The organism is Candidatus Enterococcus moelleringii (assembly GCF_017377575.1).
Taxonomy (GTDB): Bacteria; Bacillota; Bacilli; order Lactobacillales; family Enterococcaceae; genus Enterococcus_A; species Enterococcus_A moelleringii.
Window position 1 is genome coordinate 29,679 of sequence record NZ_JAFREM010000023.1, and the last position, 15,339, is coordinate 45,017.

Below are 15,339 nucleotides of genomic sequence, written 5' to 3' on the forward strand. Positions count from 1 at the left end.
AGAAAACCATCATTTAGGAACGTTCGCGAGCAAAACACGAACGTTCCTATTTTTATTGGTCGTTTCATTCAACTTTTGATTGAATTACTGTGTCAGATTTCATATAATCGGAAAGTATTCTCTTTTATACTAAATCTACTTTAAGGAGCGTTTATTCTGATGGAAAAGTTTTTCAAGTTGAAAGAACAAAATACCACAGTTTCAACTGAAATAATGGCAGGGATTACTACCTTCTTTGCTATGAGTTACATCTTATTTGTCAATCCGACTGTGTTGTCTGCTTCAGGCATGCCTTTTCAAGCAGTCTTTTTAGCAACGATCATTGCTTCAGTCATTGGGACACTGGTTATGGGATTGTTTGCGAATGTTCCTTACGCTCAAGCACCTGGTATGGGGCTGAATGCCTTCTTCACCTACACTGTTGTGTTTGGACTGGGTTATTCTTGGCAAGAAGCACTAGCCATGGTTTTCATTTGTGGAATTATCAATATATTAATTACCGTGACAAAAATTCGTAAGCTGATTATTCATGCGATTCCTGAAAGTATGCAGCACGCAATTGGCGGCGGGATAGGGATCTTTGTGGCGTATGTTGGTATTAAAAATGCTGGACTGCTGGCCTTCTCAGCTGATTCAGCAACCATTACCAGCAGTGTGGTGGAAAACGGTCAAGCTACCAACGTTGCCATGAACAGCGGTGTGGTACCGGCTTTGGCTAACTTTAACAATGCACCAATTTTACTGGCTGTGATTGGGTTGGTACTGACGACAATTTTGGTTGTAAAAAATGTGCGCGGTGCGATTTTGATTGGGATTGTTGCTACTACCTTGATTGGAATTCCAATGGGCGTGGTGCAATTAGGTGCGATTGATTTCCAAAGCAACTCATTAGGCAATTCAATTTCTGAATTAGGAACGACCTTTGGTGCAGCTTTTGGTTCTGAAGGGATGGGTGCATTGTTCTCAGATTCTTCTAAATTGCCGCAGGTCTTAATGACAATTTTGGCCTTCAGTTTGTCGGATACCTTTGACACAATTGGTACCTTTATTGGAACTGGGCGTCGGACGGGGATTTTCTCGAAGGAAGATGAATTGGCATTGGAAACGGCGAATTCTAAAGGCTTTAAAACTAAAATGGATCGTGCATTGTTTGCGGATGCGATTGCGACTTCGATCGGGGCAATTTTTGGGACTTCGAATACGACAACGTTTGTGGAATCAGCTGCTGGGATTGGAGCTGGCGGACGGACTGGGTTAACTTCAGTCGTGGTAGCGGCTATGTTCGCTTTAAGCAGTTTGTTTTCTCCGTTGATCGCTATTGTGCCTGGCCAAGCGACTGCACCGGCGTTGATTTTGGTGGGTGTGATGATGATGGCTTCCTTTGCGGATATTAACTGGTTGGATTTGGAAGAAGCAGTTCCCGCTTTCTTCGCAAGTATCTTTATGGGCTTGTGCTATAGCATTTCTTATGGAATCGCCGCTGGCTTTATCTTCTACGCGATTGTTAAAGTTGTTAAAGGCAAAGCTAATGAGGTTTCACCCGTGTTGTGGATTGTTAACCTGCTGTTTATTTTGAACTTTGTCATTTTAGCTGTACTTTAAAAGCAAATAAGACTTAAAAAACGGAGCGGCCTAGGATGGCTGCTCCGTTTCTTTTGGTTCGGTTACTTCTTCGTCGGGGAAGCTGATGGTAAAGGTGGTGCCTTTTTCCAGTTCGCTTTCGACTTTGATGGTTCCATTGTGGAGACGTACTAATTCTTGCACGATGGACAGGCCTAAACCTGATTCACCATACTTGGTGTTCTTGCGAGAAGGATCCACCTTGTAGTAGCGATCCCAAATATTTTTCACTTGATCCTCGCTCATGCCAATTCCGGTATCGGAAATTTGCACGACGGTGTTTTTTTCTTCTTTGTACATATTGATGGTGATCGTACCATCAGTGGTAAACTGAATCGCATTTTGGATGATGTTCACCATGATTTGAATGAAGCGATCGTAATCAGCGTAAATATCAATTTCTTCGGTAGTGGTCAATACTAGCTGATCACCGGCTGCATGCGCTTTTGCCTCTAGTTGAGTCAATAAGCCCCGTAAAGCTTTGGTGGCGTTGAATTTCTTCACTATCATGCTGATTTGGTTGGTACGGATTTTCTCATAATCGAGATTTTCATTCACCAATCGAATCAACCGCGAAGTTTCGTTTTGCATCAAGGTAATGGCCTTGCTGCGTTGGTCTTCTGGGATGGCATTGTACTGCAAACCTTCCAAAAGTCCGTTGATAGTGGTTAGTGGAGTCCGCATTTCATGGGCGGCATCCGCCATAAATTGGCGTCGGCGCTCTTCCTGCCGCTCGATTTCTTCCTGGGATTCTTTTAAGGAAACCGTCATGCTGTTGAAATCTTCGGCTAAATCGTCGAACTCGTCTTTACCGTTGTTGGGTAAAGTTACGTCAAAGTCACCGTTAGCAATCTTTCGGGTAGCTGAACGCATGCGATTAATTCTTCTTACTTGGCGAGTGGCGAAAAAGTAGCTAACAATAGTAGCTATTACCGAGGCAATGATGAAGCCTTTAAATAGATCGCTAGTTACGGATTTGACACTTTCACTAACGTTGCCCGCCGGTTGAGTGACAATCAGGACGCCGTAAAATACTTTTTCAGGTAAAAAAAATGGCACCATTGCATAGGAAGTAGAGCGTTCATTACCGTACATGTCAGTGGAACGGATTAGTTTTTGTTCCTGACCGTTACTTAATTCCTCCCACTGACTTTGGGTAATCAAGGTTTGCTCGGCAACCTTTTTGTTACTAGGAAATCGGATTATTTGGTTGGCGTCAATGAAGACAAATTTAACATCTTGCGGCTTCAGCATATTTTCGGTTAGGGCAATAGAACCTAAAAAGGCTTCATCCGGATCTTTATATAAAGGATATTGGTCTGCCAGCTGAGCTGCCGTTTGTTCAATTGAACGGGTAAAACCGATCAACTGGTTGTAGTTGCTTTCTTCCATTGTTTGCCTAGTAAACTGAGTAAAAGTTAGTCCTAAAGTCAGCAGTATCAACAAAATCAACCCGCCAAAGGCTAAGAGCTGCTGGTAAAGGTATTTCATTGCCCAACTCCAGAATCATCGAATTTGTAGCCCACGCCCCAGACAGTTTGGATGACTTGCGGCCCCACTTTTTCAATTTTTTGACGCAGCTTTTTAATATGGGCATCGACGGTTCGTTCGTCACCAAAGTATTGGTAGTCCCAGACTAATTCTAACAGCTGTTCTCGGGTAAAGACTTGGCGTGGTTTTTTCGCCATCGTATAAAGCAAGTCAAATTCCTTCGGTGTTAAGCCTTCGACTGGTTTGTTTTGCAAGTAAGCTTCCCGGGTTTTCAAATTCATCTTGAAATGTTGGGTTTGAATATCAAAGCTGCCGTCCCCTGCTCCGCCGGTTTGTTGTTCTGTTGCTAGTTCGCTGCGGCGATGCAAGGCTTTGATGCGGGCGATTAAGGTTAGCGGTGAAAATGGTTTAGTTACATAGTCGTCGGCACCCATTTCCAATCCGATCACCTGATCACTCTCTGAATCACGGGCCGTTAACATAATAATCGGCACAGTGCTGGAGATTTTGCGGATTTCTCGTCCGACTTCCATTCCGTCCATGCTAGGCAGGTTCAAGTCTAAGGTGATCATGTCCCATTTTTCCGGATCTTCCTTGAAGGCATCCAGTCCATCTTTGCCATCGTATTTGAAGGTTGCATCCCAGCCTTCGTTTAAGAAGAACATTTGCATCATTTCAGAAACAGATTCATTATCTTCAATCATTAGTATATTCATAGGTTTTCCTCCATTATCAGCGTTTCTCATAATTAGTATACTCTAAATCGATCTTTTCAACCATTACCTTACCAGTATCTTCAATAAGTATTTGTTTTTTCTTCAATAATTGCTAAGATAAAGAAAAGAAGTAAAGGGGATACTATATGTACGAAGCAATTGCATTTTTTGATTTAGATGGTACGTTATTGAACGAAAAGTCTCAGGTTTCTAGTGAAGTTGGGGAAGCGATTGGTCAATTGAAGAAAAACAAAGTGTTGCCGATTATCGCTACCGGCCGCAATGAACGGGAAATCCAGCAGATCAAACAGGATTCTCATATCGCGTCGACGGTTACCATGAACGGCATGATGGTAAAAGTTGATGGAACAATTGTCGAGGCTAACGAAATCGAGCCGGAGCGCTGCGAGACGATGCTTCACTTTGCTCGCGACTTGCAAGACGAGCTGGCTTTTCATTCTACGGAACAGTTGTTTATCTCAGGGGTGAATGAATTTGTCCAAAAATCTTATGATTATTTTCATTTAGAGTTGCCGCCGATTCATCCGGAGGCTTATCGGGAATTTACTACCAATATGATCTTGGTTTTATCTGAAGGAAACGATTCGATTTATAAAGAAGCTTTTCCTGAATTTACCTTCTATCGCAATGGCCCGTTTTGTATTGATGTGGTGAATAGAGGGATTAATAAAGGCACCGGTGTGCAAACGGTGAAGGATTATTTGAAACTGCCGGATATTCCTACCTTCGGCTTTGGTGATGGGATAAATGATGTGGCATTGCTGACAGCTTGTGACCACAAAATCGCCATGGGCAATGCTTTGACGGAAGTAAAGGAACAGGCAGATTTCATTACGGATAAAAATACTAACGGCGGAATTATAAAAGCCTTAAAACATTACGATTTAATTTAGAAACTACGGTCCCTTTTTTGCTTTTTCACTTTGAAGATGTTATAATAAATCTTGCAGTAAAATTCTAAGAAGGGGCTGTTACGGATTCGACAGGCATAGTTTGAGCCTGAATTGCGCTTCGTAGGTTACGTCTACGCTAAAACGTTACAGTTAAATATAACTGCTAAAAACAATAACAATACTTACGCTTTAGCTGCCTAAAAACAGTTAGCGTAGATCCTCCCGGTATCGCCCATGTGCTCGGGTAAGGGTCTCAAAATTAGTGGGATACGTTTCAACTTTCCGTCTGCAAGTTGAAAAAGAGATCATCAGACTAGCAATGCCTGCGGCCTGTCATGCGGCAGAAGGCAAAGCGAATCTTAAATAGTATGACTATGAGCGTAGATTTTTGGGTAGTCAATATGTTTGGACGCGGGTTCGACTCCCGCCAGCTCCATTAAAAGCTTTCTGAAGAGTGAAATCCTATTTTGGGATTTTGCTCTTTTTTGTTTTTATCTTTAGTTGCTTTAATACCCAAACCTGATAGTATTAATTAAAAAGGAGCTATTCAAATGAAGAAACTCAGAAAGTCTCCAGATAAAATTTTTGCTGGTGTTTGTGCCGGATTCGCCGATTTTTTTGGTACCTCACCCCTGCTGTTTAGAATCCTTTTCTTGTTTCCAGGAATGTTCATGCCTTATATCATTTTGGCGGTAATGCTGCCGAGTGTTGACTACTGATTTGTGATTTCAAGATTTTAGTTCACATTGCATTTACACTTTTAGATGAATAGATAAAGATAAAAGCAGAGCCTAAAAAAGACTCTGCTTTATTTCAATTACTACTTTGTTTGAAAACCTCTTTTGCAACCGAAACAGCATTCAAGACTTTGGGAAACCCGACATATGGCAGGCATTGGATAAAGATTTCTACAATTTCTTCTTGGGATAATCCAACGTTCAGAGCACCTTGAATGTGGACGCGCAGCTGTGAAGCCGTGTCTCCTTGCGTTACCAAAGTAGTCAACGTAATCATTTCTCTTTGCTGCATGTTCAAAGCATCCCGATTGCTCATTTCATCGAATGCCACCTGTGTGTACTTGTCTAAAATCGGTGCAATGTCCTTTAAACTATCTGTGACTGATCCACTAGCTTTTTCCCCAATTATTTGTTCTCTTATCTTTAAGCCTCGTTCAAATTTATTCATGATCACTGTCTCCTTTTCTTTAATATACTGATCATAAACTATCAAGTTTACTTGACAGCAACTACAAATTTTCGGAAAGGACGAAAAAATGAATCTAACCTACAAAATTTCAGAAGTTTCCAAATTAACAGATTTATCAATACCGACTTTACGGTATTACGAAGAGCTAGGATTGCTGCACCCTCGACGCACTGCCAATAACTATCGGGTATTCACTGAGGAAGATCTTGCTTGGATTCAATTTATTCAGAGAGCTAAAAAAACCGGTATGCCTTTAGCAAAAATCATCGAATACTCAAAATTGCGAGAAAAAGGGGCCGAAACTATTTTGCAGCGGATTGCGATCTTGGAGGAACAAGAGCAGCTGCTGGAGCTGGAGAAGAAGAATTTACAGTAGCATATTGATTTTTTGCAGGAAAAGAAAGCACACTATGCTTCAGTTAGACAGGAGTTCACGGAATAAAGTGGAACTAAGCGTTTATTTTTGCAGTTGTGCTGTGTAATTTAAATTTCCTCATGGACTTAGTTCTACTTGTAGAAAGAATCCATCTTTTTTTATTTCAAGTCACCTAAGCGGTTGAATAATCTCTTCAATGCTATAATACGTGATAACAAGAGAGGGGTTATTTTATTGAGAATTTTGCAGTCAAACCTGTGGAAAGCGGCTTTTATCGTGTTTACTTTCCTTATTGTATTAGCAGGTTGCCAGGACCGTTCACCGAAAAGCGCGGTCACGGATTCAACAGTCACCAGCAGTTCTGCGCAATCATCCCTTCAACAAAGCGCGCAACCGATAGATTCTACAACTAAACATTCAGAGGAGGATACTACTATGAATTACCCCGCAGGAAGCTTAATCCAGGCTGTTTCGGCTAATGATTTAAATCAAACCAACGAAATTCTAAAATCTTCGGCTTATCCGATTGATGAGGTGAACCAGCAGTCCGAGACGCCACTAATGATTGCTGTTCACAACAACCAAGTTGAAATTGCAAAAGCGCTGATTGATTCCGGCGCTGACATTAATAAGCAAGAAGCCATTCAAGACAGTCCTTATCTCTATGCTGGCGCACAAGGAAAAACAGAAATTCTTTCTTATATGCTAGTACACGCAACTCCTGACCAAACTATCACCAACCGTTTTGGCGGCAATGCGCTGATCCCGGCTGCTGAAAAAGGACACCTTGAAAACGTAAAGATCCTGTTAGCTGATGGACGGGTGGATATCAATCATCAAAACAATTATGGCTATACTGCCTTAATCGAAGCCGTTGCCTTGCGAGATGGGTCACAGGTTTATCAGGATATTGTCGCTGAACTGTTGAAAAACGGAGCTGATCCTGAGATTAGAGATAATTATGGGAAATCCGCTGGAGATTATGCGAATCAATTAGGCTATGGAAATATTGCCAGGATGCTTCAAGAGGCACAGGGTTGATTAAAAAACGGGTATAAGAAGTTTGGTAGCTAGGTTCTAATCTTTTTAAAAAGCCAAAAAACGATAGAAATGCTGTCTACTTTTAGATAGCTTTTCTATCGTTTATTTCGTTCGTCCACTGGATCACAAGTATAAGTGGATTTTCATTAGTTTATTTTCTTAACTCTTCATACTCGAAACAGCTTTAGCTTAGGCAAATGCTTCAAGGTCAATTCGAGGGACGGGCCCATGACCAACAGCACGATGATCGTTCCTAATCCGATGGTTCCTCCTAGTAAATAGCCGGCTAAAAAGAAGCTGCCATCCAAAATAATTCGGGCTGTTTTCACCGACACCTTCAGCAATCGTTGCAAAATAATCATCAAGCTATCATAAGCAGCCGAGCCAGCATCGGCTAACAGATAAATCCCCGTACCCATACCCAGGATTATGGTTCCTACCGTAACAGCTGGATAATCTAAAATCGCTGGAATATTAAGCAGCCACCCCGCGGATTCAATCAAGTTCAGAAATATTCCGACGCCAATACTTTTGATAATGCTGCCTACTCCAATCAGCTGACGATCATATAAGAAAATAATTACCAATAAGCTCCCATTAAAAATGTTACTCACGGTCCCGAAACGAAATGGCAGGTGCTCCATCAATCCCATTATAAAGGTACTCATAGCATCCGCTCCCGATCCGCTTACTACAATCAGACGTATACCGATGGCTGCAATGAAGGTTCCCGTTAGCGCTAATATATATTGTTTTACCGAATGCTTTTTTCCTATCATATTTATCTACCTCGCTTGTTGGTCTAAGAAAAGCGATGACTGCAATCAGCTCCTAAAAGCTGTTAGTTAAGCTTTAATTAATTGTATCGGCTTTCAAGACTTAGAGTCAATAAATCGACTCAAGCAGGCTATGATAAATTAAATCCCTTTCTTTTTCAAAATAAAAAAGAGACGATACACGCCTCTCTTTTACTTATTTCAGATTATCAAATGCTTATTGTTCCGGTGTTTCACTGTCAATATTGTTTGTATCTTCTTGTGTGATAATGACATTACCGATTTCAGTCTTATCTGGTCTAAGATAAATAACTTGAATTTTGACGTCGTCAGCAATAAGTTTGGCTTGATTGATTACAGGTTTTAGGCCTTTTGCTAACACAGGTTTCAAAGCTTCCATATCGACGGCGTATCCAGGGTCAACTGCAGTTGTATAAGTGTAAACGATGGTATGATTTTCACCTTCTGTAATACTTATATCAGAGTATTCATCGCCCATTTGTTCCATCAACGTAGGTATTTGCGATTGAGCAGCTTCAATCATTAGTGAAAACTGATCAGGCATGCTTGTCGCAGTTGCTGAAGACTCGGTTGTTTCTGAAGACTTTGTAGACTCCGTTGTTTCCGTAGATTTTTTGGTTTCAGTGCTAACCGAAGTTTCTTCTGTAGATGATGATTCTGTTGAAGAACCAGGTGAACATGCAGTCAGAGTTAACAGACTAACACATGTAAACAACATAGTAAACGCTCTCATTTTCATTTGATTTCCCCACTTTTTCTTTTTTTATATATAATACATTTTACACTATTGTGCTTTTGAATAAAAGGCACTATAAATAGAATTAAGGCCGTATTGTCTATTTTTCGATAAATCATTCAAATATATCGTATGATAATACTGGCGTATTTTTTTATATCTGCTCATTTGTTTTTTAACGCTCGTTTGAAAACGTTATCAAATCATGCTATATTTAAATAGAGGGGTGATCATATGCGTTACTTATTCGGATGCATCTTTTTGTTATTAAGTATCTGGCAGCTATTTTCGTTCCGTCGAGCATTCACTCAGGTTAAAACAGAAGGAAATGAGGCTACGTCACCATTTATCATGTTGGGACTTTGGCATGGCTTAGCATTTGGGATAGGGTTCCTTGTTATTGCGTTCTGTTGTTTCTTTGTCAATTTCTCTAGTCTTATTCCATAGAAAAAATTTCTTTATCCATTTGTTCTGACATAAATCGTCTTGTAACACCTGACTTCAACAGTATGCACGCTTTGTTGCATACTGTTTTTTAGTCGCCTTTTTTATCCACGAAAAAAACCAAACAGCCCGCTGAATCCCTCAGCCAGACTATTTGGTCTAATATAAATCTATTTACAAACTCGCTTCTCCATTCGTAGCAATCACTTCTTTGTACCAATCGAAGGATTTTTTCTTCTTGCGATCTAAGGTTCCGTTGCCTTCATCGTCCAGGTCAACGTAGATAAAGCCGTAGCGTTTGCTCATCTCTCCGGTAGAAGCTGCGACTAAATCGATACAGCCCCACGGTGTGTAACCCATCAGATCGACACCATCTTCTACCGCATCATGCATAGCAGCGATATGTTTTTGCATGTAATCGATCCGATAATCATCGATAATTTCACCGTTTTTGTTGATTTCGTCTTTGGCGCCTAAGCCGTTTTCCACGATGAACAATGGGACTTGATAGCGATCCCACAGGTCATTTAGGGAAATACGCAGGCCTAGTGGATCGATTTGCCAGCCCCATTCACTGGATTCTAGGAAAGGATTGCGGACGCCTTCCATTAGATTTCCGGCAGCTGGATCGCTGTCTTCGGCGCTGGTTTCGTTGATGGCCATGCTCATGTAGTAGCTAAAGCCGATATAATCAACGGTATTTTCCCGCAATAATTCCTCGTCGCCTTCTTCCATTTTAGGTGCCTCGGCATCGTATTCCTTCAGCAGCTGCTTCAAATAAGTTGGATAATACCCTCTTACCTGCACGTCGCTGGTGAAATAATCAAAGGCCCGTTGCTTCAATTGAGACGCGAATTGGTTCACTGGATTGCAATCGAAGGCATACAACGGCGCGTAAATTTGCATACAGCCGATTTGAATATCGCTGCGCTGCGACTTGCCGATTTTCACTGCTAAGGCGCTGGCGACAAATTGATGATGCCAAGCTTGGAAGCGATTGGTGTAATCCTCTGAACCGGTAGCAACGATCAAGCCTTGAGAAAGGGCCGGAAATTCCATCGCCGAATTGATTTCGTTGAAGGTCATCCAGTATTTTACCTTTTGGGCGTAGCGTTCAAACAAAATGGTAGCATAACGTTCAAAAAAGTCTACTACTTGGCGATTTTTCCAGCCGCCGTATTCTTTGGCTAGATACAAAGGCATTTCATAGTGGGAAATCGTCACCACTGGTTCAATCCCGTACTTCAAACATTCATCAATCAACTGATCATAAAATTCCAGGCCTTTTTCATTTGGGGTTTCTTCATCGCCTTTTGGAAAAATGCGGCTCCAGGCAATCGAGAAACGATAGGACTTAAAGCCCATTTCCGCAAACAAGGCAATATCTTCTTTAAAGCGGTGATAATGATCAATGCCCACATGGTTGGGATACGTATATTTATCTGGTTCAATTTCCCAATTAAACTCCGGTGCAGAAATGACGGAAAAGCGTTGTCTTCCTCCTGGCATCGCATCGGCAACTGATAAACCTTTTCCGTCTGCGTCATAGGCCCCTTCACATTGATTGGCAGCTGTAGCGCCGCCCCATAAAAATCCTTCTTTAAAACTCATTCTTTCTCCTCCAATTTGTATGATTAAGCAATTTGCTGGATAAACTGTTGAATCCGATCTTTTTTGTTGCGGAAAAACAACTCCGTCGAGCCGTCGAAGAGCAGCTGGCCTTGATCCATAAACAAGATCCGGTCGGCTACCTTGCGGGCGAACTCTAAATTATGAGTGACGACAATTTGCGAATTGCCGGCTTCCGCCAGCTGCTGGATCGTCAGCAGCACTTCATTAGACAGCTCCGGATCTAAGGCGCTGGTTGGTTCGTCGTAAAGCATGAATAACGGCTCCATCGCCAAAGCTCGGGCAATCGCCACCCGCTGCTGCTGGCCACCGGAAAGCTGAGCAGGATAAGCATTTTGCTTATCGGCCAGACCAACCCTAGTCAACAGCTGAATGGCCTTTTGTCTGGCCTGGTCCTTGCTGACTCCCTTCACCTGCACCGGGCCCTCCATAATATTTTGCAGCACCGTGAAATGAGGGAAAAGATTATAGGCTTGAAAGACGATACTGAAATATTGCCGGTAATTCTTTTTCTCCTTGAAGGTTGGGTTGCTGGGAAATGTTACTTCTAGATCATTAATGGCAATTCTGCCGCTTTCGGGAATCTCCAGCAGGTCAATCGCCCGCAAAAACGTGCTTTTTCCTGAACCGGAAGGGCCTAAAATTGCCGTGGTCTCCCCTTCGCGAAAGGAGACGGTGATGTTTTTCAACACGGTTTGATCGTCAAAGGCTTTGGTTAGATTTTCGATTGTTAACATCTTTTATCCCCCTATTCATATCGCGCCATGCGATGTTCCAGCACCGACTGCAAGTAATTTAACAATGTACAAAAGATCAAATAGTAAACGGCCACTAAACAATACAGTAACAGCGGTTCATAGGTTCGCGCGGCAATCCGTTGAGCCGTCAAGAACACTTCTACAATGGTAATGCTGGCAGCCAGCGAAGTATCTTTCACTAGACTGACAAAGTTGTTGGACAAGGGCGGCAGGGCAATCTTTAAAGCTTGCGGTGCGATAATTCGGGTAAAAATTTGGCGCTGGCTCATGCCTAAAGACGCAGCCGATTCGTATTGTCCGGCGGGAATGGCCAAAATCGCCGAGCGGATCGTCTCTGAAGCGTAGGCGCCGGTATTCAAGGAGAAAGCGATAATCGCCGCACTCCAAGCCTCCAGCTGAATTCCTACCGATGGCAAACCGAAAAAGATAATGAACAGCTGTACCAGTAACGGCGTGCCGCGAAAAATCCAGACATATAGATAGAAGAAACTGTTCAACAGCTTGTTCTTGGAAATCCGTGCTAAGGCGGTGATGACGGCGATGATGACCCCCAACACGAAAGAAATAATGGTGAGAGGAATCGTCGCCTCAAAAAAGGCCAGCAGTAATGGCAGCAGTGAGCTTTGGACTATTTCAAGGGATCGTTCCACTATCTCTCCTCCTTATTGGGTAATGTCCCGGTCAAAGTATTTTTCAGAAATCTCAGTTAAAGTGCCATCGGCCTGCAGCTCTGCTAACGCCGCATTGATTTCATCTAGCAAGGGATCATCCTTGTGCAGCAGGACAGCTGCCGGTACGCCTTCATCTAAGGTTGCAGCGATTTTTAATGGTGTATCTGGTTGCTGGTTCAAGTAATCGTAGAAAATGACATCATCATTTAACGTAGCATCCGCTCGATCGTTCATCACTAGGTCAAAGGAATTGTTGAAGGTCTCCACACTCACTACATTGGCGTCGTATTCCTCTTCAGCTAAACGGGCAAAGTTGCTGGTAATGGTTTGGGCTACGCCTTTCCCCGTCAAGTCAGAAAAATCTTGGATTTCATTATTGTCTTCATGAACAATCAAAGCAATATGAGCCACACTATAAGGCTCACTGAAATCATATTTTTCCCGACGTTCGTCGGTAATACTTACCTGATTGAAAATGGCATCGGTCCGATCCCCATCAAAGGCCGCCAGCATTGAATCCCAGGCTGCTTCATGGAACTCAACCTCGTAGCCCATTTGTTCGGCCACTGCTTGAGCCACCTCCACATCATAGCCGACTAATTCATCCTCATCATTATGATAAGAAAACGGCCGATACGAACCTTCTGTTCCTACTCGCAAGACTTTTCGTTCTTCAGTGCCAGTTGACGACGCGGATTGATTTTCTTGGCCATTGCTGCAGGCGCTTAAGACTAAAGCTGCCAGCAGCGAGGTGATAATCGCTAATTTTTTCATACTATTTTCCTCCTATTACGCTCTTCTATGTTTTGATTTTATTCCTTAACCTTGACTTTAAGTCAAGCGCTTATTTAAATTTTTTTGCAGAACTGGCAGCTGGGCTGACTTTTGAAAAATTCCTTCTATTATATAGGAGAATTTTGAACTTCACTCAAATTACCAAATAAAAGTTTTTTTCTTTTTATGCTTGACTTGACCTCAAGGTGAAGGCTTATGCTCTGGGTACAAACTTTTAAGGGAGAGATACATTTGAAAAAGAATAATAGTCTGTTGATCTTAATATTAACCATCGGTGTCTTTGGAATTATGAATACGGAAATGGGGATTATCGGAATTTTGCCGCTGATCGCTGAAGAATTTAACGTAACGGTTCCTACCGCCAGCCTTTTGGTGAGTGCCTTTGCTTTAATCGTGGCGATTGCTGGACCGACGATGCCGCTGGTGTTTTCCAAGGTGAATCGTAAAACAGTGATGGTGCTGGCTTTAGGCATTTTCACCATCAGCAATATCGTCTCAGTCTTTGCCTCAAGCTTTACCGTACTGCTTTTGGCCCGGATCATTCCGGCGGCCTTCCATCCGATTTATGTGTCGATGGCTTTGACCGTGGCAGGAACTTCTGTGCCGGCCCACCAATCAGCCAAGGCTGTCTCTAAAGTCTTCATCGGCGTGTCTTCTGGGATGGTGCTGGGGGTTCCGGTTACCAGCTTTATCGCCAACGAAGTGTCCTTCGCTATGTCGATGGTTTTCTTCGCGGCAGTTAACGGCCTGGTATTGCTTGCTACCTTGATTTTCGTCCCATCAATTCCGGTAACTACTCGTCTTTCTTACGGCAAACAGGTAGGCGTTTTGAAAAAACCGCAAATGCTGGTGTCAATTGTTACTGTGATTTTATTAAATGGTGCCGTCTTCGGCTTTTACAGCTACTTGTCAGACTTTCTGGATACTGTAACCCATATGTCTAGCCGCTCCGTCAGCTTCATCCTGCTGGTTTACGGTTTGACCAATATTGTTGGAAATGTAATTGCCGGAAAAATTCTGACCACCAATGCCAAGAAAACCATTTTCGCTTTGCCATTTGCCTTGATCACTACCTTCGCCTTGATTTTCTTTTTCGGAAGTATGAGCTTGGCAGCAATAGTGCTGATTATTGTTCTAGGTATTTTGGCGGGGATTGCTGCCAATGTGAATCAGTACTTGATTTCTGAATTTGGTTCGGAGGCACCGGACTTCTCAAATGGTCTGTTCTTAACAGCTGCTAATCTAGGCACCACTTTTGGACCGTTTATCTGCGGCATGCTGATTACCGCCTTTGATACCCGCTTTACCTTGATCGGTGCGATTGCCTTCTTGATCTTAAGCATCCTGTCGATTGTCTTGCGGAATTCACTGGGTACTAAAAATATGACCGCTTCAGCGATTAAAGAATAAATACAAAGAGAAAACAGCTGATTCAAGTTGTTTTCTCTTTTAGTACAAATTTTGATAGGAGGAAGAAAATGCGTTGGTTAAAACATGCGCTTCAAGCTGCCAAACGAAATGACCCGGCAGCACACTCGACGTTGGAAATTTTACTCACTTACCCTGGCTTTCACGCTTTATTGGGACATCGTCTCTCCCATTTTTTGTACCGTCATCAGCTTTTCCTGTTGGCTAAGCTGCATGCGGCGTGGTGCCGCTTTTTGACTGGGATCGAAATTCATCCTGGGGCGCAAATTTCCCATGGTGTCTTTATCGATCATGGGATGGGCTTAGTAATTGGCGAAACTGCCGTGATTGAAGAGGACGTGGTCTTGTTTCACGGAGTAACTTTAGGAGGAACCGGTAAAGACACCGGCAAACGCCACCCGACGGTTAGAAAAGGAGCCATGATCTCCGCCCATGCGCAGGTGCTAGGACCGATTGTGGTTGGTGCATACGCTAAAGTTGGTGCCAGTAGTGTCGTTCTGAAAGAAGTCCCTGCCTACGCGACAGTGGTGGGCATTCCAGCGGCTGTGGTTCGGATCAACCAGCCTGTTTCGCAGGAAATTAAGATACCCGTTAATCAGAAAGTTGCAGAAGAAGTTTTGACTTCCTGTTGCTGCCGCTAATTGACTGAAAAGACCTGCTAGCTTCCATGAAGTTGGCAGGCCTTTTTTCGGAAGACAAGGAAAAGACCACCAGCTA

The 15,339-nt window shown here is 42.8% G+C and carries 16 protein-coding genes and 1 other RNA gene; 8 read left to right on the top strand and 9 right to left on the bottom strand.

The genetic code is table 11. The annotated features are described in order from the left end of the window. The first annotated feature begins 159 nt into the window (after window positions 1-159). The gene (locus JZO70_RS14440) at window positions 160-1,602 is read left to right on the top strand and encodes an NCS2 family permease (protein WP_207674331.1); all 1,443 of its coding nucleotides are present in this window, start codon (window positions 160-162) and stop codon (window positions 1,600-1,602) included. A gap of 30 nt (window positions 1,603-1,632) precedes the next feature. On the opposite strand, the gene JZO70_RS14445 is transcribed toward JZO70_RS14440, so the two are convergent. Beyond that, window positions 1,633-3,111 (bottom strand): sensor histidine kinase, encoded by a 1,479-nt coding sequence (locus JZO70_RS14445; RefSeq protein ID WP_207674333.1) that lies wholly within the window; start codon window positions 3,109-3,111, stop codon window positions 1,633-1,635. Beyond that, window positions 3,108-3,827 carry a response regulator transcription factor gene (locus JZO70_RS14450; RefSeq protein WP_207674335.1) on the bottom strand — a complete coding sequence of 240 codons (720 nt, stop codon included), beginning with the start codon at window positions 3,825-3,827 and terminating at the stop codon, window positions 3,108-3,110. The genes JZO70_RS14445 and JZO70_RS14450 overlap by 4 nt, the downstream gene beginning before the upstream one ends. Before the next feature lie 146 nt (window positions 3,828-3,973). On the opposite strand from JZO70_RS14450, the gene JZO70_RS14455 reads away from it, so the two are divergent. The 3 genes from JZO70_RS14455 to JZO70_RS14465 all read left to right on the top strand — a co-directional run bounded on the left by JZO70_RS14455 (window position 3,974) and on the right by JZO70_RS14465 (window position 5,460). Then, a complete protein-coding gene (locus JZO70_RS14455; protein WP_207674337.1) occupies window positions 3,974-4,741 on the top strand; it encodes a Cof-type HAD-IIB family hydrolase in 768 nt (255 codons plus the stop codon). 71 nt (window positions 4,742-4,812) lie between these two features. Continuing rightward, window positions 4,813-5,180, top strand: a transfer-messenger RNA (tmRNA) gene (ssrA, locus tag JZO70_RS14460). 112 nt (window positions 5,181-5,292) lie between these two features. Then, window positions 5,293-5,460 (top strand): PspC domain-containing protein, encoded by a 168-nt coding sequence (locus JZO70_RS14465; protein WP_207674339.1) that lies wholly within the window; start codon window positions 5,293-5,295, stop codon window positions 5,458-5,460. 94 nt (window positions 5,461-5,554) lie between these two features. Here JZO70_RS14465 and JZO70_RS14470 read toward each other — a convergent pair whose 3' ends face one another. Continuing rightward, window positions 5,555-5,926: a carboxymuconolactone decarboxylase family protein gene (locus JZO70_RS14470; protein WP_207674341.1), complete on the bottom strand. Its 372-nt coding sequence runs from the start codon at window positions 5,924-5,926 to the stop codon at window positions 5,555-5,557. Window positions 5,927-6,014: 88 nt separating this feature from the next. Here JZO70_RS14470 and JZO70_RS14475 point away from each other — a divergent pair, with 88 nt between their 5' ends. Both JZO70_RS14475 and JZO70_RS14480 read left to right on the top strand, forming a co-directional pair. Continuing rightward, the gene (locus tag JZO70_RS14475; protein WP_207674342.1) at window positions 6,015-6,323 is read left to right on the top strand and encodes a MerR family transcriptional regulator; all 309 of its coding nucleotides are present in this window, start codon (window positions 6,015-6,017) and stop codon (window positions 6,321-6,323) included. 255 nt (window positions 6,324-6,578) lie between these two features. Further along, window positions 6,579-7,364, top strand: a complete 786-nt coding sequence (locus JZO70_RS14480) for an ankyrin repeat domain-containing protein (protein WP_207674417.1) — start codon at window positions 6,579-6,581, stop codon at window positions 7,362-7,364. 167 nt (window positions 7,365-7,531) lie between these two features. Here JZO70_RS14480 and JZO70_RS14485 read toward each other — a convergent pair whose 3' ends face one another. The 6 genes from JZO70_RS14485 to JZO70_RS14510 form a co-directional block, all read right to left on the bottom strand. Then, window positions 7,532-8,143 carry a YczE/YyaS/YitT family protein gene (locus tag JZO70_RS14485; RefSeq protein ID WP_207674344.1) on the bottom strand — a complete coding sequence of 204 codons (612 nt, stop codon included), beginning with the start codon at window positions 8,141-8,143 and terminating at the stop codon, window positions 7,532-7,534. A 214-nt stretch (window positions 8,144-8,357) separates the two neighbouring features. Continuing rightward, on the bottom strand, window positions 8,358-8,900 hold the full coding sequence (locus tag JZO70_RS14490; RefSeq protein WP_207674346.1) for a hypothetical protein: 543 nt from the start codon (window positions 8,898-8,900) through the stop codon (window positions 8,358-8,360). A 615-nt stretch (window positions 8,901-9,515) separates the two neighbouring features. Beyond that, window positions 9,516-10,952, bottom strand: a complete 1,437-nt coding sequence (locus JZO70_RS14495; protein ID WP_207674348.1) for a glycoside hydrolase family 1 protein — start codon at window positions 10,950-10,952, stop codon at window positions 9,516-9,518. A gap of 23 nt (window positions 10,953-10,975) precedes the next feature. Beyond that, on the bottom strand, window positions 10,976-11,707 hold the full coding sequence (locus JZO70_RS14500) for an amino acid ABC transporter ATP-binding protein (protein WP_207674350.1): 732 nt from the start codon (window positions 11,705-11,707) through the stop codon (window positions 10,976-10,978). Window positions 11,708-11,718: 11 nt separating this feature from the next. Further along, window positions 11,719-12,378: an ABC transporter permease subunit gene (locus JZO70_RS14505; RefSeq protein WP_207674352.1), complete on the bottom strand. Its 660-nt coding sequence runs from the start codon at window positions 12,376-12,378 to the stop codon at window positions 11,719-11,721. Window positions 12,379-12,390: 12 nt separating this feature from the next. Next, a complete protein-coding gene (locus JZO70_RS14510) occupies window positions 12,391-13,173 on the bottom strand; it encodes a transporter substrate-binding domain-containing protein (protein ID WP_207674353.1) in 783 nt (260 codons plus the stop codon). Between the two features lie 252 nt (window positions 13,174-13,425). Here JZO70_RS14510 and JZO70_RS14515 point away from each other — a divergent pair, with 252 nt between their 5' ends. Then, a complete protein-coding gene (locus JZO70_RS14515; protein WP_242703958.1) occupies window positions 13,426-14,604 on the top strand; it encodes an MFS transporter in 1,179 nt (392 codons plus the stop codon). A 20-nt stretch (window positions 14,605-14,624) separates the two neighbouring features. Further along, window positions 14,625-15,263 (top strand): serine O-acetyltransferase EpsC, encoded by a 639-nt coding sequence (gene epsC / locus JZO70_RS14520; protein ID WP_430748901.1) that lies wholly within the window; start codon window positions 14,625-14,627, stop codon window positions 15,261-15,263. Window positions 15,264-15,339: the final 76 nt, after the last annotated feature.

Excerpts from the sequence above, each read along its gene's own strand:
- JZO70_RS14510 (WP_207674353.1), bottom strand. The coding sequence starts at position 13,173 with ATGAAAAAATTAGCGATTATCACCTCGCTGCTGGCAGCTTTAGTCTTA.
- JZO70_RS14485 (WP_207674344.1), bottom strand. The coding sequence starts at position 8,143 with ATGATAGGAAAAAAGCATTCGGTAAAACAATATATATTAGCGCTAACG.
- JZO70_RS14445 (WP_207674333.1), bottom strand. The coding sequence starts at position 3,111 with ATGAAATACCTTTACCAGCAGCTCTTAGCCTTTGGCGGGTTGATTTTG.
- JZO70_RS14500 (WP_207674350.1), bottom strand. The coding sequence starts at position 11,707 with ATGTTAACAATCGAAAATCTAACCAAAGCCTTTGACGATCAAACCGTG.
- JZO70_RS14465 (WP_207674339.1), top strand. The coding sequence starts at position 5,293 with ATGAAGAAACTCAGAAAGTCTCCAGATAAAATTTTTGCTGGTGTTTGT.
- JZO70_RS14495 (WP_207674348.1), bottom strand. The coding sequence starts at position 10,952 with ATGAGTTTTAAAGAAGGATTTTTATGGGGCGGCGCTACAGCTGCCAAT.
- JZO70_RS14450 (WP_207674335.1), bottom strand. The coding sequence starts at position 3,827 with ATGAATATACTAATGATTGAAGATAATGAATCTGTTTCTGAAATGATG.
- JZO70_RS14475 (WP_207674342.1), top strand. The coding sequence starts at position 6,015 with ATGAATCTAACCTACAAAATTTCAGAAGTTTCCAAATTAACAGATTTA.
- JZO70_RS14470 (WP_207674341.1), bottom strand. The coding sequence starts at position 5,926 with ATGAATAAATTTGAACGAGGCTTAAAGATAAGAGAACAAATAATTGGG.
- JZO70_RS14490 (WP_207674346.1), bottom strand. The coding sequence starts at position 8,900 with ATGAAAATGAGAGCGTTTACTATGTTGTTTACATGTGTTAGTCTGTTA.
- JZO70_RS14440 (WP_207674331.1), top strand. The coding sequence starts at position 160 with ATGGAAAAGTTTTTCAAGTTGAAAGAACAAAATACCACAGTTTCAACT.
- JZO70_RS14455 (WP_207674337.1), top strand. The coding sequence starts at position 3,974 with ATGTACGAAGCAATTGCATTTTTTGATTTAGATGGTACGTTATTGAAC.